The organism is Bacillus sp. IBL03825 (genome assembly GCF_024712505.1).
GTDB classification, from domain to species: Bacteria; Bacillota; Bacilli; order Bacillales; family Bacillaceae_G; genus Bacillus_A; species Bacillus_A wiedmannii.
In genome coordinates, this window is sequence record NZ_JAMXKE010000001.1 from 246,541 (window position 1) to 265,000 (window position 18,460).

Genomic DNA, 18,460 nt, shown 5'->3' on the forward strand with positions numbered 1-18,460 from the left:
GTTCAGTTTTGAGAGAACTATCTCTCATATATAAATGTATGTTCTTTGAAAACTAGATAACAGTGTAGCTCATATTTTTTTAATTTTAGTTTGGTTAAGTTAGAAAGGGCGCACGGTGGATGCCTTGACACTAGGAGTCGATGAAGGACGGGACTAACGCCGATATGCTTCGGGGAGCTGTAAGTAAGCTTTGATCCGAAGATTTCCGAATGGGGAAACCCACCATACGTAATGGTATGGTATCCTTACCTGAATACATAGGGTAAGGAAGACAGACCCAGGGAACTGAAACATCTAAGTACCTGGAGGAAGAGAAAGCAAATGCGATTTCCTGAGTAGCGGCGAGCGAAACGGAACATAGCCCAAACCAAGAGGCTTGCCTCTTGGGGTTGTAGGACATTCTATACGGAGTTACAAAGGAACGAGGTAGACGAAGCGACCTGGAAAGGTCCGTCGTAGAGGGTAACAACCCCGTAGTCGAAACTTCGTTCTCTCTTGAATGTATCCTGAGTACGGCGGAACACGTGAAATTCCGTCGGAATCTGGGAGGACCATCTCCCAAGGCTAAATACTCCCTAGTGATCGATAGTGAACCAGTACCGTGAGGGAAAGGTGAAAAGCACCCCGGAAGGGGAGTGAAAGAGATCCTGAAACCGTGTGCCTACAAATAGTCAGAGCCCGTTAATGGGTGATGGCGTGCCTTTTGTAGAATGAACCGGCGAGTTACGATCCCGTGCGAGGTTAAGCTGAAGAGGCGGAGCCGCAGCGAAAGCGAGTCTGAATAGGGCGTTTAGTACGTGGTCGTAGACCCGAAACCAGGTGATCTACCCATGTCCAGGGTGAAGTTCAGGTAACACTGAATGGAGGCCCGAACCCACGCACGTTGAAAAGTGCGGGGATGAGGTGTGGGTAGCGGAGAAATTCCAATCGAACCTGGAGATAGCTGGTTCTCCCCGAAATAGCTTTAGGGCTAGCCTTAAGTGTAAGAGTCTTGGAGGTAGAGCACTGATTGAACTAGGGGTCCTCATCGGATTACCGAATTCAGTCAAACTCCGAATGCCAATGACTTATCCTTAGGAGTCAGACTGCGAGTGATAAGATCCGTAGTCAAGAGGGAAACAGCCCAGATCGCCAGCTAAGGTCCCAAAGTGTGTATTAAGTGGAAAAGGATGTGGAGTTGCTTAGACAACTAGGATGTTGGCTTAGAAGCAGCCACCATTTAAAGAGTGCGTAATAGCTCACTAGTCGAGTGACTCTGCGCCGAAAATGTACCGGGGCTAAATACACCACCGAAGCTGCGAATTGATACCAATGGTATCAGTGGTAGGGGAGCGTTCTAAGTGCAGTGAAGTCAGACCGGAAGGACTGGTGGAGCGCTTAGAAGTGAGAATGCCGGTATGAGTAGCGAAAGACGGGTGAGAATCCCGTCCACCGAATGCCTAAGGTTTCCTGAGGAAGGCTCGTCCGCTCAGGGTTAGTCAGGACCTAAGCCGAGGCCGACAGGCGTAGGCGATGGACAACAGGTTGATATTCCTGTACCACCTCTTTATCGTTTGAGCAATGGAGGGACGCAGAAGGATAGAAGAAGCGTGCGATTGGTTGTGCACGTCCAAGCAGTTAGGCTGATAAGTAGGCAAATCCGCTTATCGTGAAGGCTGAGCTGTGATGGGGAAGCTCCTTATGGAGCGAAGTCTTTGATTCCCCGCTGCCAAGAAAAGCTTCTAGCGAGATAAAAGGTGCCTGTACCGCAAACCGACACAGGTAGGCGAGGAGAGAATCCTAAGGTGTGCGAGAGAACTCTGGTTAAGGAACTCGGCAAAATGACCCCGTAACTTCGGGAGAAGGGGTGCTTTCTTAACGGAAAGCCGCAGTGAATAGGCCCAAGCGACTGTTTAGCAAAAACACAGGTCTCTGCGAAGCCGTAAGGCGAAGTATAGGGGCTGACACCTGCCCGGTGCTGGAAGGTTAAGGAGAGGGGTTAGCGTAAGCGAAGCTCTGAACTGAAGCCCCAGTAAACGGCGGCCGTAACTATAACGGTCCTAAGGTAGCGAAATTCCTTGTCGGGTAAGTTCCGACCCGCACGAAAGGTGTAACGATTTGGGCACTGTCTCAACCAGAGACTCGGTGAAATTATAGTACCTGTGAAGATGCAGGTTACCCGCGACAGGACGGAAAGACCCCGTGGAGCTTTACTGTAGCCTGATATTGAATTTTGGTACATTTTGTACAGGATAGGCGGGAGCCATTGAAACCGGAGCGCTAGCTTCGGTGGAGGCGCTGGTGGGATACCGCCCTGAATGTATTGAAATTCTAACCTACGGGTCTTATCGACCCGGGAGACAGTGTCAGGTGGGCAGTTTGACTGGGGCGGTCGCCTCCTAAAGTGTAACGGAGGCGCCCAAAGGTTCCCTCAGAATGGTTGGAAATCATTCGTAGAGTGCAAAGGCATAAGGGAGCTTGACTGCGAGACCTACAAGTCGAGCAGGGACGAAAGTCGGGCTTAGTGATCCGGTGGTTCCGCATGGAAGGGCCATCGCTCAACGGATAAAAGCTACCCCGGGGATAACAGGCTTATCTCCCCCAAGAGTCCACATCGACGGGGAGGTTTGGCACCTCGATGTCGGCTCATCGCATCCTGGGGCTGTAGTCGGTCCCAAGGGTTGGGCTGTTCGCCCATTAAAGCGGTACGCGAGCTGGGTTCAGAACGTCGTGAGACAGTTCGGTCCCTATCCGTCGTGGGCGTAGGAAATTTGAGAGGAGCTGTCCTTAGTACGAGAGGACCGGGATGGACGCACCGCTGGTGTACCAGTTGTTCTGCCAAGGGCATAGCTGGGTAGCTATGTGCGGAAGGGATAAGTGCTGAAAGCATCTAAGCATGAAGCCCCCCTCAAGATGAGATTTCCCATAGCGTAAGCTAGTAAGATCCCTGAAAGATGATCAGGTTGATAGGTTCGAGGTGGAAGCATGGTGACATGTGGAGCTGACGAATACTAATAGATCGAGGACTTAACCATATAATATGAAGCAATGTTATCTAGTTTTGAAAGAATATAAAAAACTTGTTGACTTTAAAAGTTAAATAAGTTATGATGATTCTTGTCTTAAATGAATACAGTCTGGTAATGATGGCAGAGAGGTCACACCCGTTCCCATACCGAACACGGAAGTTAAGCTCTCTAGCGCCGATGGTAGTTGGGACCTTGTCCCTGTGAGAGTAGGACGTTGCCAGGCTATTTATATCATCGCGGGGTGGAGCAGTACGGTAGCTCGTCGGGCTCATAACCCGAAGGTCGCAGGTTCAAATCCTGTCCCCGCAACCAAATGGTCCCGTGGTGTAGTGGTTAACATGCCTGCCTGTCACGCAGGAGATCGCCGGTTCGACCCCGGTCGGGACCGCCATTTTATATAAAGAAAAGAACGAAACATGTTGTTTCGTATTTTTTTATTTGTTTTAACAAAAAACTAATAAAGACAGTCAAACTATCCTTAGGAAAACTCCTAAGGACTTTTTTATATATTCAAAACCTGTATAATAAAGAGCAGAGAACATTGTGAGTAAAGTAGGTGAAGTCTGTGAGTAAATATGAAATAACAACAAACTCTTCTGAGGAAACACAAAGATTATCAGAAAAACTAGGTGGACTTGTCGGTGCACAAGATGTAATTATTTTAGAAGGAGATCTAGGGGCTGGTAAGACAACTTTTACAAAAGGGCTAGCAAAAGGTCTTGGAGTGAAAAGAGTTGTAAATAGTCCTACCTTTAATATTATTAAAGAATATAAAGGGAGATTGCCGCTATATCATATGGACGTGTATCGCTTAGCGGAAAGTGAAGAGGACTTAGGTTTTGATGAGTATTTCTACGGTGAAGGAATTACCGTAGTAGAATGGGCTCATTTAATAGAAGCATTTTTACCAAATGAGAAGTTACAAATTAGTTTATTCCATGCTGGAGATGATACAAGGAAAATTGTACTCGAGCCAATTGGAGATCGATATATTAGATTATGTGAGGAGCTATTACAAGATGAAAGTACTAGCAATTGATACTTCAAATTACGTAATGGGTGTATCCCTTATTGAGGAAGGAAACGTAATTGGGGAAATCATTACAAACTTAACAAAAAACCATTCTGTACGTCTTATGCCAGCTGTAGAGAAATTGTTAAAAGAATGTGGTGTAAAACCGAAAGAATTAACTAAAATCGTTGTAGCTGCTGGACCTGGATCATATACAGGTGTTCGTATAGGTGTGACAGCTGCAAAAACATTAGCTTGGTCACTTCAAATACCAATTGTAGGTGTATCAAGTTTAGAAGTAGTGGCTGCAAACGGTGCTAATTTTGATGGATTAATCTGTCCTTTATTTGATGGAAGACGCGGACAAATTTATACTGGGTTATATACATATGAAGGAGAGCATTTAACTTCTATAGAAGAAGACCGAATCATCCTTATTGTAGACTGGTTGCAAATGTTAAAAGATAAAGGAAAGCCGGTTTTATTTATTGGTAACGATGTTAAATTGCACAAAGAAACAATAATAGAACATTTAGGCAATCAAGCTGTATTTGCTCCTTTTACTAAAAATAACCCAAGACCAAGTGAGTTGGCGTTCTTAGGATTACAAAAAGAGGAACAAGACGTACATTCATTTGTTCCTAGTTATCTTCGTTTAGCTGAAGCCGAAACAAAGTGGTTAGAAAGTCAAAACAAGTAGGAGCTTGCAGAAGATGGATATGGTATTTAGAAAGATGGAACTCGGTGATATCGCTCAAATTGTAGCTATTGAAGAAGCGTCTTTTTCAACTCCTTGGACTGCAGATGCCTTTCACCGTGAGTTAACGACGAATGAACATGCACATTATGTTGTGCTAGAAAAAGATGGTCGTGTAATTGGGTATTGTGGATTGTGGATAATTATTGATGAATCACATATAACAAATGTAGCTATTTTGCCAGAATACAGAGGTCAAAAGCTAGGGGATGCTTTATTGAAAGAAGTTATTTCCGAAGCGAAAGATTTAGGAGTAAAAACGATGACACTTGAAGTACGTGTATCAAATGAAGTAGCAAAACAGTTATACAGAAAATACGGATTTCAAAATGGTGGAATTCGTAAACGATACTATGCAGACAATCAGGAAGATGGTCTCGTAATGTGGGTGAATATATAATGGAAAAAAATACGATTATACTTGGTATTGAAACAAGTTGTGATGAAACAGCAGTAGCAGTTGTTAAAAATGGAACGGAAATTATTGCGAATGTCGTTGCATCACAAATTGAAAGTCATAAACGTTTTGGCGGAGTTGTACCAGAGATTGCATCTCGTCATCATGTAGAAGAAATTACAGTTGTGTTAGAAGAAGCTTTAAAAGAAGCAAATATCACATTTGATGATATTGATGCAATTGCTGTAACAGAAGGACCTGGTTTAGTAGGAGCGCTTTTAATAGGGGTAAATGCAGCGAAAGCAGTGGCTTTTGCACATGATATTCCTTTAGTGGGTGTTCATCATATCGCTGGGCACATTTATGCGAACCGTTTAGTGAAAGAAGTTCAATTCCCACTACTATCACTTGTTGTATCTGGTGGACATACGGAGCTTGTTTATATGAAAGAACATGGTTCATTCGAAGTGATTGGTGAAACAAGAGATGATGCAGCTGGAGAGGCATATGATAAAGTAGCTCGAACGTTATCCATGCCATATCCAGGTGGTCCTCATATTGATCGCCTTGCACATGAAGGGAAACCGACAATCGATTTGCCTCGTGCATGGCTAGAACCTGATTCGTATGATTTCAGCTTTAGTGGATTGAAATCAGCAGTTATCAACACTGTGCATAACGCAAAACAACGCGGGATAGAAATTGCACCGGAAGATTTAGCGGCAAGTTTCCAAGAAAGTGTAATAGATGTGCTTGTAACGAAAGCATCTCGTGCAGCAGAAGCATATAACGTAAAGCAACTTCTTCTTGCTGGTGGAGTAGCTGCGAATAAAGGACTTCGCGCACGTTTGGAAGCGGAATTTGCGACAAAAGAAAATATTGAGCTAATTATTCCTCCACTATCTTTATGTACCGATAATGCAGCGATGATTGCAGCCGCAGGTACAATTGCATATGAACAAGGAAAACGTGCTACATTAGCTTTAAATGCAAATCCAGGATTAGATATTGAAGCATAGTTATGCACAAAATTAACCACAGCTTGTGGATAAAACCCATATTATCTGTTGATAATATGGGTTTTATTGTGTATATAAAATGTTGATAACTTTTTTAGGTATTGTGGATAATGTGGATAAGTTATTTTGGAGTTTATTTTATAAAGGTGGATATGTGTATAAACCTGTGGATAAAGTAGGCGAAGTCTGACCTTTGAATGTATTCTTTTTTTTGGGAAATAAATCGCAAGAAGATATCTCTAAAAAACATTTTGAAATGTGCCCTTATTATAGGGGCGAGCCAACGTTGTCAAACTTTGTCGGTAAATCGGTACGTCTTGTCGAATCGTTTATACCCCAGCTAGAAGATAAAAAGGATGTCGCATAGTCAAAAATCCCGACTTATGAGACATCCTTCTTATTCATACTCTTATAAATGTAATTCTTCCCATTCTGCCATACAAGCATCAAGTTGCTCTTGTAGTGTTTGCTTTTTCGTTGTAATTTCACTAGCCTTTTCATAATCTGCGTATATTTCTGGTAAGCAAAGTTGATCTTCTAACGTAGCAATTTCTTCTTCAAATTCTACAATATTTTGTTCTAGTTCCTCAATTTTTCGAGTGCGTTGACGTTCTAATTGTTTACGCTCTTTTTCTTCGAGATAATTTAATTTTTCTTGAGCTACAGTTTTTTGAACAGGTGCTTGGTTTTCTTGCTGCTCTTGTTGTTCAAATGCTGCGCGTTCAATCATTTCATTTTTCTTCTCCACATAGTAATCGTAATCGCCTAAATACTCTTGTGCACCTTCTGTTGACAACTCAACAACGGTCGTCGTTACACGATTAATAAAGTAGCGGTCATGTGAAACAAATAGAAGGGTGCCTGGATAATCAATTAAAGCATTCTCCAAAATTTCTTTACTATTTAAATCAAGATGGTTCGTAGGTTCATCGAGAATTAATAAATTCGATTTTTGCATCATAAGTTTTGCAAGAGCTAATCGAGCTTTTTGTCCACCACTAAGAGAAGATACTGGTTTTAGTACATCATCCCCTGTGAATAAGAAGTTACCTAATATCGTGCGAATTTCTTTTTCGGGCTGCAATGGATATTCATCCCATAACTCATTTAAAACTCGCTTAGAAGATGTTAAATTTGCTTGTTCTTGATCATAATAACCAACAGATACATTGGATCCGAAAGAAACATGACCATTTAATAGTGGTAACTTATTCACAAGTGATTTTAATAATGTGGATTTCCCAATTCCGTTTGGACCAACTAAAGCAACGCTATCCCCACGAGTTAAGCGCATAGTTACATGTTCAATAATCGGATCATCATCATAGCCGATAGTTGCATCCTTTACTTGTAAAACATCATTTCCACTTTGTTTTTCGATATCGAAGTGGAAGGATGCTGACTTAGAATCACCTAATGGTCTAGTCAATAATTCCATTCTATCTAATTGTTTACGACGGCTTTGCGCACGTTTTGTCGTAGATGCGCGAGCTATATTTTTTTGAACGAAATCCTCAAGCTTAGCGATTTCATCTTGTTGTTTTTCATAACGTTTCATGTCTTGCTCGTATAATGCTGATTTTAAGTCTAAATATTTACTGTAGTTACCAACAAATCGTCTGCTTTCTTTATTCGAAATTTCATATACTTGTGTAACGAGTTTATCTAAGAAATAACGGTCATGGGAAACGATTAGTATTGCGCCAGGATAGCCTTGTAAATATTGTTCAAGCCATGTTAATGTTTCGATGTCTAAATGGTTTGTAGGCTCGTCCAAAATAAGTAGGTCTGGTTTCGTTAATAATAATTTACCGAGAGCTAATCGTGTTTTTTGTCCACCACTTAATGTAGAAATCGTCGTCTGGTGCGTTTCAACTGGGAAGCCAAGACCACTTAAAATCGAGCGAATATCTGCTTCATATTGATATCCACCTTGATCTTTATAATCTAATTGCAATTGGTCATAATCAGCTAATAATCTTTCATATGTAGCCTCGTTTGAAAAGTTTTCTTCTTTTCCCATCTCTTGCTCTAGCCTTCGAAGTTTTGTCTCCATTTGCTGCAAGTGTGTAAAGACGGTTAACATTTCATCCCAAATTGTTAAAGACGTTTCTAACCCGGTATTTTGAGCTAAATATCCGATTGAGACATCTTTTGGTTTTATAATTTCGCCACCATCATGAGATAGCTCACCAGCTATTATTTTTAATAATGTAGATTTTCCGGCCCCATTTCGTCCGACTAATGCGATACGATCTTTCGTTTGAACTTCTAATTTTATGTTTGCAAGAATCGTTTCTGCACCGTATAATTTCGTAAGCGCGTTTACTTGTAATAAAATCAATGTTTTCACCTCAAATAATTTCTTAACTTTGCCATGTTTATATTTCTCAATCATACTAAAAATAGTGTATAGTTTAAAATAAAGAGAGAATACTTCTTCTCTTTATTATACAGGGAAATTCATGAGTGCTAAACTTCTGTATTTGATTCAAGTATATGAATAAAGATAGGAAGAGAGGAGAGGTTATATGGAGCAGCAAAAAATTCCACAGGCCACTGCCAAACGATTGCCTCTATACTATCGATTTATCCAAAACTTATCTCTTTCTGGTAAGCAACGTGTTTCATCAGCCGAATTGAGCGAAGCGGTAAAAGTTGATTCCGCAACGATTCGAAGAGATTTTTCGTATTTTGGAGCGTTAGGGAAAAAAGGTTATGGATATAACGTAAATTATTTATTATCATTTTTCCGTGAAACACTCGACCAAGATGATATAACACGTGTAGCACTTATTGGAGTAGGTAATTTAGGGACCGCTTTCTTACATTATAATTTCACGAAAAACAATAATACAAAAATTGAAATGGCGTTTGATGTTAGTGAAGAGAAAGTCGGGACAGAAATCGGGGGCATTCCTGTATATCATTTAGATGAATTAGAAGAACGTTTATCAACTGATATACAAGTGGCAATATTAACAGTACCCGCTACAGTAGCACAATCTGTAGCAGATAGATTGGCAGAAACGAACGTGCATGGTATTTTAAATTTCACACCAGCGCGCTTAAATGTGTCAGATAATATAAGAATTCACCATATTGATTTAGCGGTAGAGTTACAAACACTCGTTTACTTTTTAAAGAATTATCCACAATAAAACGCAGAGGAAGCGACCTCTGCGTTTTATTATTGTTTTTTCTTTGTGAATTTAACTAATATAAGGCGAAGTGCCAAATTAAAATCAATTGTTGCCATAACTGCAAATAGTATCGTCCACATATTCCAGATTGTATCTGTTACGTTCGTAATGGCGAAGCGTGTAAAGATACATCCTAGAAGGAAGTACAATGCAGCCATGAACAATGGTGAGTTCCTCATACTAAAAATCCTCCGATAAAGCCTTGCATTTTTTCAGCTTCTTTAATCATTTCTTGAATTTGTTCATTGCTCATTAAAACTTGAGCAACTGCAACTAATGTATTCATTGCAACATGAGCTGCGATAGGGACGATAATACGCTTCGTTTTTACATATAAAAAGGCGAATACGAGTCCCATAGAAGTGTATACCAATAAGTGAGTGAAATCAAAATGAATTGCTGCGAATACAAGAGAACTAATGATAGCAGCGATAAAGAAGTTAAACTTCTTATAAAGTGTACCAAATAAAATTTTTCTAAATACGATTTCTTCCAAAATAGGTCCTATTATAGAGATGACGATAAGGAACCAAGGTGTCGTTCTTGCGATATCCATAAGTCTTGCTGTATTTTCTGATCCAGGTTTAATTCCTAATACACGCATTTCTATCATACCGGCAATACTTTGTGAGAAAAATGCTAGGAAGAACCCGATAAAAATCCAACCAATCGTAGCTGGAACAGTAGAGCGCATTGTATCTAAACGTCTGTCACGAATATCTGTTCTAAGTAACCAAAGTACGATACATAATGCAATAAAGAAGCTAATGATTGCCCAGTGGCCAGTTATGAGTTGAAATTTCTCTTCTCTAGTAAATCCCCTGTTATCATAAAGTCCAGTTTTCAGCAGAAGTGGTAATCCAGCAATGGATGATAACTGCATTAAAATGTATGTAACGATAACCCACCAATATTGTTTTTTCAAATGGTTTAACCATCCTTTCTAACTCTAGTGTATGAGATAAGGTAGGATAACATGTAAGTATGCTACCTACGATATAAACTTCACTTAAATTATGTTTTTTTCGTAAATCCTTATTTGAAATTATAATAGAAGACAGGAGAAAGTTGTGTGTATAGCGAAAACAACTTAGGGTGTCCTTTCATATTGTAACATACGAGTAGTGGAAACAACGATTCATATGGTAAAGGTAGAAGAAGAGGGACTCTATATAGAAAAGTGTATAGCTTAATTTGCGAAAAAATTATGATTTTTTTACTTGCAAAAGAAATTGAGATTATTTATTATTATAAGTGTGTTAGCACTCGAGTGACTTGAGTGCTAATAAATAAAATTTACATAACAAAATGAGGAGGTTATTGTTCATGCTAAAGCCATTAGGTGATCGCGTTGTAATTGAGCTTGTTCAAGCAGAAGAAAAAACAGCAAGTGGTATTGTATTACCAGACACTGCAAAAGAAAAACCACAAGAGGGTAAAGTTATTGCAGTAGGTACTGGTCGAGTGCTTGAAAATGGTGAGCGTGTTGCTTTAGAGGTAGCTGCAGGTGATCTTATCATCTTCTCAAAATATGCAGGTACTGAAGTGAAATATGAAGGTACTGACTACTTGATTTTACGTGAAAGTGACATTTTAGCAGTTATCGGTTAATTATATAAATCTTAAAAAATTCAAGGGGGTCAATTATTATGGCAAAAGATATTAAATTTAGTGAAGAAGCACGTCGTTCGATGCTTCGCGGTGTCGACACTCTTGCAAACGCAGTAAAAGTAACGCTTGGACCAAAAGGTCGTAACGTTGTACTTGAGAAAAAATTCGGTTCACCACTTATTACAAATGACGGTGTAACAATTGCAAAAGAAATCGAATTAGAAGATGCATTCGAAAACATGGGTGCAAAATTAGTAGCAGAAGTTGCTAGCAAAACAAATGATGTAGCTGGTGACGGAACGACAACTGCAACTGTATTAGCACAAGCTATGATTCGTGAAGGTCTTAAAAACGTAACAGCTGGTGCGAACCCAATGGGTCTTCGTAAAGGTATCGAAAAAGCTGTTACTGCTGCAATCGCAGAATTAAAAGAGATTTCTAAACCAATCGAAGGTAAATCTTCTATCGCACAAGTAGCTGCTATTTCTGCGGCTGACGAAGAAGTTGGTCAATTAATCGCTGAAGCAATGGAGCGCGTTGGTAACGACGGCGTTATTACTTTAGAAGAATCTAAAGGATTTACAACAGAATTAGACGTAGTAGAAGGTATGCAATTTGATCGTGGATATGCATCTCCTTACATGATTACTGATTCTGACAAAATGGAAGCAGTTCTTGATAACCCATACATCTTAATTACTGATAAGAAGATTTCTAACATCCAAGAAATCTTACCAGTATTAGAGCAAGTGGTACAACAAGGTAAACCACTTCTTATCATCGCTGAAGACGTAGAAGGCGAAGCTTTAGCTACATTAGTAGTGAACAAACTTCGTGGTACATTCAATGTAGTAGCTGTTAAAGCTCCTGGATTTGGTGACCGTCGTAAAGCAATGCTAGAAGATATCGCAATCTTAACTGGTGGCGAAGTAATCACTGAAGAATTAGGTCGTGACTTAAAATCTGCTACAATTGAATCTTTAGGACGCGCTGGTAAAGTTGTTGTAACGAAAGAAAACACAACTGTAGTTGAAGGTATCGGAAATTCACAACAAATCGAAGCTCGCATTGGCCAAATCCGCGCGCAATTAGAAGAAACTACTTCTGAATTCGATCGTGAAAAATTACAAGAGCGTCTTGCAAAACTTGCAGGTGGCGTAGCAGTAATTAAAGTAGGTGCAGCAACTGAAACTGAGTTAAAAGAGCGCAAACTTCGTATTGAAGATGCACTTAACTCAACTCGTGCAGCAGTAGAAGAAGGTATCGTTGCAGGTGGTGGTACTTCACTTATGAACGTATACACGAAAGTAGCTTCTATCGTAGCTGAAGGCGACGAAGCAACAGGTATCAACATCGTACTTCGCGCACTAGAAGAGCCAGTTCGTCAAATCGCAATCAACGCTGGTCTAGAAGGATCTGTAGTTGTAGAGCGTCTAAAAGGCGAAAAAGTAGGAGTTGGTTTCAACGCAGCTACTGGCGAGTGGGTTAACATGCTTGAAACTGGTATCGTAGATCCAGCTAAAGTAACTCGCTCTGCACTTCAAAACGCAGCATCTGTTGCAGCTATGTTCTTAACGACTGAAGCTGTAGTAGCTGACAAGCCAGAACCAAATGCACCAGCAATGCCTGACATGGGCGGCATGGGCATGGGCGGTATGGGCGGAATGATGTAATTCCGTTTGCTCGAAAAACATCCATTTCTATATAGAAATGGATGTTTTTTTATGTTTTTTAGAAAAGGAAATTAATTTCTGTAGAATTTTGTCGCTTTCTCTCTTGACCATATCGATACTTCATTGTTAGAATCTAGGAAGATAATATAAAACAATCCTTCATATATCCTCGATGATATGGTTTGAGAGTCTCTACCGGGTTACCGTAAACAACCTGACTATGAAGGCAGTGCGTCTTATATTTATAAAGAGCGGAAGACTATCTTTCTTTATAAAGCCAGACCCCTGCCTTTTCTTTGTTATGAGACTAGAGGCGGAGGACTGGCTTTTTTTATTATATTAGTAATGCTTTTTGCCTAATTGGTAAAAATATTTATATACGAGAACTAACGTTGGGGTGATTATTTTGAAGAAGCAGCATGATACAATTATCGTTTTAGATTTTGGGAGTCAGTACAATCAGTTAATAGCACGTCGAATTCGTGAGTTCGGTGTATACAGTGAACTTCATCCACATACAATTACTGCAGAAGAAATTAAAGCAATGAATCCAAAAGGGATTATCTTCTCTGGTGGACCAAATAGTGTATACGGTGAAGGCGCATTACATTGTGATGAAAAAATCTTTGAACTAGGATTACCGATCTTCGGTATTTGTTACGGTATGCAGCTTATGACGCAACACTTCGGTGGGAAAGTAGAACGTGCAAACCACCGTGAGTACGGAAAAGCTGTTCTTAAAGTAGAGAACGAATCAAAATTATATACGAACCTTCCAGAAGAGCAAGTTGTATGGATGAGCCATGGCGACTTAGTAACTGGTTTACCTGAAGGATTCGTAGTAGATGCGACAAGTGAGTCTTGTCCGATTGCTGGTATGAGCAATGAAGAGCAAAACTTATACGGTGTACAATTCCACCCAGAAGTACGTCACTCTGAGCACGGTAACGATTTAATTAAAAACTTCGTATTCGGCGCATGTGGTTGTTCTGAAGGATGGAACATGGAGAACTTTATCGAAGTAGAATTAGAGAAAATCCGTGAAACTGTTGGAGACAAAAAAGTACTATGCGCACTTAGCGGCGGTGTAGACTCTTCTGTTGTAGCAGTATTAATTCATAAAGCAATCGGCGACCAATTAACATGTATTTTCGTTGACCACGGTTTACTTCGTAAAGGTGAAGCAGAAGGCGTTATGAAAACATTCAGCGAAGGCTTCCACATGAACGTTATTAAAGTGGATGCACAAGAACGCTTCATGAACAAGTTAAAAGGTGTAGAAGATCCAGAGCAAAAACGTAAAATAATCGGTAATGAATTCATTTACGTATTTGATGATGAAGCTTCTAAATTACAAGGTATGGACTTCCTAGCACAAGGTACACTTTATACAGATATCGTTGAGAGTGGTACAGCAACTGCACAAACAATTAAATCTCACCATAACGTTGGTGGTCTTCCAGAAGACATGCAGTTCAAATTAATCGAGCCTTTAAACACGTTATTTAAAGATGAAGTACGTGTATTAGGATCAGAATTAGGAATTCCTGATGAAATCGTATGGCGTCAACCATTCCCAGGCCCTGGTCTTGGTATTCGTGTATTAGGTGAAATCACAGAAGAGAAATTAGAAATCGTTCGTGAATCTGATGCGATTTTACGTGAAGAAATTATTAAAGCAGGCTTAGACCGCGAAGTTTGGCAATACTTCACTGCGCTTCCTGGTATGCGTAGTGTAGGTGTTATGGGTGACGAGCGTACTTACGATTACACAGTAGGTATCCGCGCAGTAACTTCTATCGATGGTATGACAGCTGACTGGGCACGTATCCCTTGGGACGTATTAGAGAAAATCTCTGTACGTATCGTAAACGAAGTAAAACACGTTAACCGTATCGTGTATGATATAACAAGCAAGCCACCAGCAACTATTGAGTGGGAATAATATTATAAAAAAAGATCCATCTATTGCTCATGCATAGATGGATCTTTTTTATTTTCACCCTTAATACGAACGAAATTATAAAAGTTTATAAAAATGTTCGTTTTTAAATTGACAAAACCACCTCCTCGAGTTAATATGAGTATGTAATTCAAACGAAAAGTGAATATTATGCCGTCGTATAATATCGGGGATATGGCCCGAAAGTTTCTACCTAGCTACCGTAAATGGCTTGACTACGAGGCGTTTAGATAAAGATGAGGGGAAACTTGTCTTTATTCATAGAACGCTTCCATGTATATGCAATGGAAGCCTTTTTTATTTTTAATAGATAAAAGAGGGCTAGGGAGATTACGGCGAGTAATCATATAACGGGGGAAACGTAAGATGAAACGCTATTTTCAGTTTGATGAACTCGGTACAAATTATAAAACAGAGTTCATAGCAGGTTTAACGACATTTTTATCTATGGCTTATGTATTATTTGTCAATCCTGCTACGCTGTCACTTGGAAATGTTAAAGGGTTACCAGCAGGTACAGGAATGGATCCAGGTGCAGTATTCGTTGCTACAGCATTAGCAGCAGCGATTGGTTCGTTAATTATGGGGATCTTCGCGAAGTATCCGATTGCTTTGGCGCCGGGTATGGGAATTAACGCGTTCTTTGCTTATACGGCAGTGTTAACGATGGGTATTCCGTGGCAAACAGCAATTGCTGGAACATTAATGTCAGGTATTATCTTTATTATTCTTACAGCTTCAGGTATTCGTGAAAAAATCATTAATGCAATTCCAACAGAGTTAAAGTTTGCAGTAGCGGCAGGTATCGGATTGTTCATTGCCTTCCTTGGATTCCAAAATGCCGGAATTATCGTGAAAAATGATGCTGTTCTTGTTGGGTTGGGGGATTTAACAAAGGGCACAACGTTACTAGCAATCTTCGGGGTTGTTACGACAATCATCTTCATGATTAAGAAAATAAATGGTGCAGTTTTCTACGGTATGATTCTTACAGCAATCTTAGGAGTAGCGACAGGATTAATTGATACTCCGAAAGCGGTAGTGGGAGCAATACCGAGTCTAGAACCAACGTTCGGTGTGGCGTTAACTCACTTCGGAGATATTTTCACTGTTCAAATGGTGATTGTTATTATAACGTTCTTCTTCATCGATTTCTTTGATACAGCAGGTACACTTGTAGCGGTTGCGAATCAAGCTGGATTAATGAAGAACAATAAATTACCACGTGCAGGAAAAGCATTATTTGCAGATGCGATTGCAACTGTAATCGGTGCAATCTTAGGTACATCAACAACAACGTCTTACATTGAATCTTCTGCTGGGGTAGCAGCGGGTGGACGTTCTGGATTTACAGCAGTTGTAACAGCAGGGTTCTTCTTACTGGCACTATTCTTCTCGCCATTATTAAGCGTTGTAACACCAGCTGTAACGGCACCAGCTTTAATTATTGTAGGAATCTTAATGGTTTCATCTTTAGGCGAAATTGATTGGAAGAAGTTCGAGATTGCAGTACCAGCATTCTTTACAATCATTTCAATGCCACTTACGTATAGTATTGCGACAGGGATTGCAATCGGGTTTATCTTCTATCCAATTACAATGGTAGTAAGTGGTCGTCGTAAAGAGATTCATCCAATTATGTATGTTATGGGAGTGTTATTCGTACTATATTTCATCTACGTTCGTAAATAAAAGGGGTTTTTTGAAAGGTCTAGACTTAAGGGGAGTCTAGACCTTTTTTGCGTCTTCAGAAAATCTTAAGGATTTCCGAGCGTTTTTCTTCAGAAGTTTTCCTATAATAGAAGTTAGGGATTAAAAAAGTGATGGGGGAGATATTGTGGCACACGAAACAATACTTGTCGTAGATGATGAAAAAGAAATTCGAAATTTAATTACAATCTATTTAAAGAATGAAGGATATAAAGTATTGCAAGCAGGAGATGGTGAAGAAGGATTACGCCTATTAGAAGAAAATGAAGTGCATCTAGTCGTATTGGATATTATGATGCCGAAAGTAGATGGTATTCATATGTGTATGAAAGTAAGAGAATCGAAAGAAATGCCGATTATTATGCTTTCGGCGAAAACGCAAGATATGGACAAGATTTTAGGATTAACTACAGGTGCAGATGATTACGTAACGAAACCATTTAATCCGTTAGAGTTAATCGCAAGAATTAAATCTCAGTTACGTCGTTATATGAAGATGAATGGTTTTGCTATTCAAAATGAGGACGAGTTAGAAATTGGAGAGATGAAAATAAACATTTCAACCCATAAAGTTATTGTGGATGGAGAAGAAGTGAAATTGACACCGAGGGAATTTTCAATTTTAGAATTACTAGCTCGTAACCCGGGTATGGTCTTTAGTGCGGAACAAATTTATGAAAAGGTTTGGAATGAAAGATCTTTCCAGTCGGATAACACGGTAATGGTTCATATTCGGAAAGTGCGTGAGAAGATTGAGGAGAATCCAAGGAAGCCTAGATATATAAAAACTGTATGGGGAGTGGGATATAAGATTGAAAAAGATATTTAATCCATTTACTTATATTAGGAAAACTAGAGAATTAATTGAAAAGCTAGTGAAGAGGGTGAAGCGGAGTGTACGCATTCAACTTATTACTGCGTTTACTGCTTGTGCGTTGTTAGGGATTTTGTCAGCAAAAGCAGCAGCACCTTTTTTTGAGAATGCGAATCGGCAGGCGACAATCGATTATCGGTCTGGTATGGAGCAAATTAATCAACAAGCCCAAAGTGTGGCAAATAGTTCAGTTCATGAAAATAAATTAGAAGCTATATCAAGTATGATTGAAATAGAGAATCAAAATTTAGAACAAAACTCTAGAGCTTTAAAAGTGTTGGTTACTGACGAGAGTGGAAAAGTTTTATATAAGACGAAGCAGGCGCAAGAAGAACAAATTGATTTGCATAATACAATTCGTAATGCATCATCGTTTGCGATTAATTATATGAATGGTAGAAAAGAATTTGAAAGTACAAGAAAAGAATTTATAGCTTTTGCACCTATTACAATAGAAGATAAGAATTTATACATGTTTGTTAGTGGCATTCCGGAAGGTGAAGTAATATATGATACGCAAGAAGGACCGTTTCCATTTTTCATAGGTGTACTTGTATTTATTTTCTCTTTCTTCTATATAACAAAGAGAAAGATGAAGCAAATTGAAGCGATGGCGCAAGGTGTAAAGGAAATAGAAAAAGGAAATTTAGCGTATCGTATTGAGAAAAAAGGTGAAGATGAGATTGCGTCTTTAACTGAGAATATTAATAATATGGCGGAAGAGCTTATGAATAATATAGAAAAGGAACGTAAATTAGAGAAGCAAAAGAATGAGCTTATTACGAATGTGTCACACGATTTACGTACACCACTGACTTCTATAATGGGTTACTTGCGATTACTTCGAGATTCTAAATATGAAAATAAAGAACAACATGATGAGTATACGAGAATTGCTTTTGCGAAGTCGGAGCAGTTAAAGAATTTAATAGAAGATTTATTTGAGTATACGAAGTTAACAAATGAGCAAGTTATATTAGAAAAACAAGAGGTTTGTATAAATGAGTTATTGGAGCAATTAATAGAAGAGTTAGTACCGCAAGCAGAAGAGCATGGACTTACGTTTGTTAAGAAGTTTCCTGAGGAACGTGCCTATGCAGCGGTTGATTCGGAAAAGATGGTTCGTGTGTTTGATAATTTATTAATGAACGCGATTAAGTATAGTAAAGATGATGGGGAGATAAAAGTTTCTCTTCAAAGGCAGCGCCGGGATATACAAATTATAATTGCGAA

At 39.4% G+C, this 18,460-nt stretch carries 14 protein-coding genes, 2 tRNA genes, 2 rRNA genes and 2 riboswitches (1 of these 20 cut by a window edge); of the genes, 15 read left to right on the forward strand and 3 right to left on the reverse strand.

Annotated features, from left to right (window positions below; genetic code table 11):
- Positions 1-92: 92 nt before the first annotated feature.
- The 8 genes from NHG49_RS01450 to tsaD all read left to right on the forward strand — a co-directional run bounded on the left by NHG49_RS01450 (position 93) and on the right by tsaD (position 6,193).
- Positions 93-3,014: ribosomal RNA gene (locus tag NHG49_RS01450) — 23S ribosomal RNA — on the forward strand.
- Positions 3,015-3,115: 101 nt separating this feature from the next.
- Positions 3,116-3,231 (forward strand): 5S ribosomal RNA (rrf, locus tag NHG49_RS01455).
- A gap of 12 nt (positions 3,232-3,243) precedes the next feature.
- Positions 3,244-3,320 (forward strand) — tRNA-Met (locus NHG49_RS01460).
- Between the two features lie 3 nt (positions 3,321-3,323).
- Positions 3,324-3,399, forward strand: a tRNA-Asp gene (locus tag NHG49_RS01465).
- Between the two features lie 174 nt (positions 3,400-3,573).
- Positions 3,574-4,047, forward strand: a complete 474-nt coding sequence (gene tsaE / locus NHG49_RS01470; protein WP_000049636.1) for a tRNA (adenosine(37)-N6)-threonylcarbamoyltransferase complex ATPase subunit type 1 TsaE — start codon at positions 3,574-3,576, stop codon at positions 4,045-4,047.
- Positions 4,028-4,720 carry a tRNA (adenosine(37)-N6)-threonylcarbamoyltransferase complex dimerization subunit type 1 TsaB gene (tsaB, locus tag NHG49_RS01475; RefSeq protein WP_064475179.1) on the forward strand — a complete coding sequence of 231 codons (693 nt, stop codon included), beginning with the start codon at positions 4,028-4,030 and terminating at the stop codon, positions 4,718-4,720. The genes tsaE and tsaB overlap by 20 nt, the downstream gene beginning before the upstream one ends.
- A 13-nt stretch (positions 4,721-4,733) precedes the next feature.
- Entirely contained in the window at positions 4,734-5,177 is a 444-nt protein-coding gene (rimI, locus tag NHG49_RS01480; protein WP_064475180.1) for a ribosomal protein S18-alanine N-acetyltransferase, read from the forward strand.
- Positions 5,177-6,193, forward strand: coding sequence for a tRNA (adenosine(37)-N6)-threonylcarbamoyltransferase complex transferase subunit TsaD (gene tsaD, locus NHG49_RS01485; RefSeq protein WP_098103486.1), 1,017 nt, complete (start codon positions 5,177-5,179; stop codon positions 6,191-6,193). Before rimI ends, tsaD begins: the two co-directional genes overlap by 1 nt.
- Positions 6,194-6,602: 409 nt before the next feature.
- Here the strand turns inward: tsaD and NHG49_RS01490 are convergent, their stop codons facing one another.
- Complete coding sequence (locus NHG49_RS01490) at positions 6,603-8,537, reverse strand: ABC-F family ATP-binding cassette domain-containing protein (RefSeq protein WP_218779097.1); 1,935 nt, start codon at positions 8,535-8,537, stop codon at positions 6,603-6,605.
- A gap of 187 nt (positions 8,538-8,724) precedes the next feature.
- Between NHG49_RS01490 and NHG49_RS01495 the strand changes: the two genes are divergently transcribed.
- Positions 8,725-9,354 carry a redox-sensing transcriptional repressor Rex gene (locus NHG49_RS01495; protein WP_000437704.1) on the forward strand — a complete coding sequence of 210 codons (630 nt, stop codon included), beginning with the start codon at positions 8,725-8,727 and terminating at the stop codon, positions 9,352-9,354.
- 29 nt (positions 9,355-9,383) lie between these two features.
- On the opposite strand, the gene NHG49_RS01500 is transcribed toward NHG49_RS01495, so the two are convergent.
- Together NHG49_RS01500 and NHG49_RS01505 are read right to left on the reverse strand one after the other, a co-directional pair.
- Entirely contained in the window at positions 9,384-9,575 is a 192-nt protein-coding gene (locus NHG49_RS01500; protein WP_001246201.1) for a YdiK family protein, read from the reverse strand.
- The gene (locus NHG49_RS01505) at positions 9,572-10,321 is read right to left on the reverse strand and encodes a CPBP family intramembrane glutamic endopeptidase (RefSeq protein WP_000745348.1); all 750 of its coding nucleotides are present in this window, start codon (positions 10,319-10,321) and stop codon (positions 9,572-9,574) included. Before NHG49_RS01505 ends, NHG49_RS01500 begins: the two co-directional genes overlap by 4 nt.
- 401 nt (positions 10,322-10,722) lie before the next feature.
- Between NHG49_RS01505 and groES the strand changes: the two genes are divergently transcribed.
- The 6 genes from groES to NHG49_RS01535 form a co-directional block, all read left to right on the forward strand.
- The gene (groES, locus tag NHG49_RS01510) at positions 10,723-11,007 is read left to right on the forward strand and encodes a co-chaperone GroES (protein WP_000917306.1); all 285 of its coding nucleotides are present in this window, start codon (positions 10,723-10,725) and stop codon (positions 11,005-11,007) included.
- 38 nt (positions 11,008-11,045) lie between these two features.
- Entirely contained in the window at positions 11,046-12,680 is a 1,635-nt protein-coding gene (gene groL, locus NHG49_RS01515) for a chaperonin GroEL (RefSeq protein ID WP_001029984.1), read from the forward strand.
- 139 nt (positions 12,681-12,819) lie between these two features.
- Positions 12,820-12,921, forward strand: a riboswitch (purine riboswitch).
- A 165-nt stretch (positions 12,922-13,086) separates the two neighbouring features.
- On the forward strand, positions 13,087-14,625 hold the full coding sequence (gene guaA / locus NHG49_RS01520; RefSeq protein ID WP_132136588.1) for a glutamine-hydrolyzing GMP synthase: 1,539 nt from the start codon (positions 13,087-13,089) through the stop codon (positions 14,623-14,625).
- Between the two features lie 154 nt (positions 14,626-14,779).
- Positions 14,780-14,881: riboswitch (purine riboswitch) on the forward strand.
- A gap of 128 nt (positions 14,882-15,009) precedes the next feature.
- On the forward strand, positions 15,010-16,335 hold the full coding sequence (locus NHG49_RS01525; RefSeq protein WP_000833102.1) for an NCS2 family permease: 1,326 nt from the start codon (positions 15,010-15,012) through the stop codon (positions 16,333-16,335).
- A 145-nt stretch (positions 16,336-16,480) separates the two neighbouring features.
- Positions 16,481-17,182 carry a response regulator transcription factor gene (locus NHG49_RS01530; RefSeq protein ID WP_064475196.1) on the forward strand — a complete coding sequence of 234 codons (702 nt, stop codon included), beginning with the start codon at positions 16,481-16,483 and terminating at the stop codon, positions 17,180-17,182.
- Positions 17,166-18,460, forward strand: the 5' portion of a protein-coding gene (locus NHG49_RS01535; RefSeq protein ID WP_258125460.1) for a sensor histidine kinase. 211 nt of this gene lie beyond the right edge of the window; 1,295 of the gene's 1,506 nt are visible here — the first part of the coding sequence; the start codon lies at positions 17,166-17,168; its stop codon lies off the right edge, out of view. The genes NHG49_RS01530 and NHG49_RS01535 overlap by 17 nt, the downstream gene beginning before the upstream one ends.

Coding starts and splice junctions, on each gene's coding strand:
- tsaB (WP_064475179.1), top strand. CDS start 4,028: ATGAAAGTACTAGCAATTGATACTTCAAATTACGTAATGGGTGTATCC.
- rimI (WP_064475180.1), top strand. CDS start 4,734: ATGGATATGGTATTTAGAAAGATGGAACTCGGTGATATCGCTCAAATT.
- tsaD (WP_098103486.1), top strand. CDS start 5,177: ATGGAAAAAAATACGATTATACTTGGTATTGAAACAAGTTGTGATGAA.
- NHG49_RS01495 (WP_000437704.1), top strand. CDS start 8,725: ATGGAGCAGCAAAAAATTCCACAGGCCACTGCCAAACGATTGCCTCTA.
- NHG49_RS01500 (WP_001246201.1), bottom strand. CDS start 9,575: ATGAGGAACTCACCATTGTTCATGGCTGCATTGTACTTCCTTCTAGGA.
- groES (WP_000917306.1), top strand. CDS start 10,723: ATGCTAAAGCCATTAGGTGATCGCGTTGTAATTGAGCTTGTTCAAGCA.
- groL (WP_001029984.1), top strand. CDS start 11,046: ATGGCAAAAGATATTAAATTTAGTGAAGAAGCACGTCGTTCGATGCTT.
- NHG49_RS01525 (WP_000833102.1), top strand. CDS start 15,010: ATGAAACGCTATTTTCAGTTTGATGAACTCGGTACAAATTATAAAACA.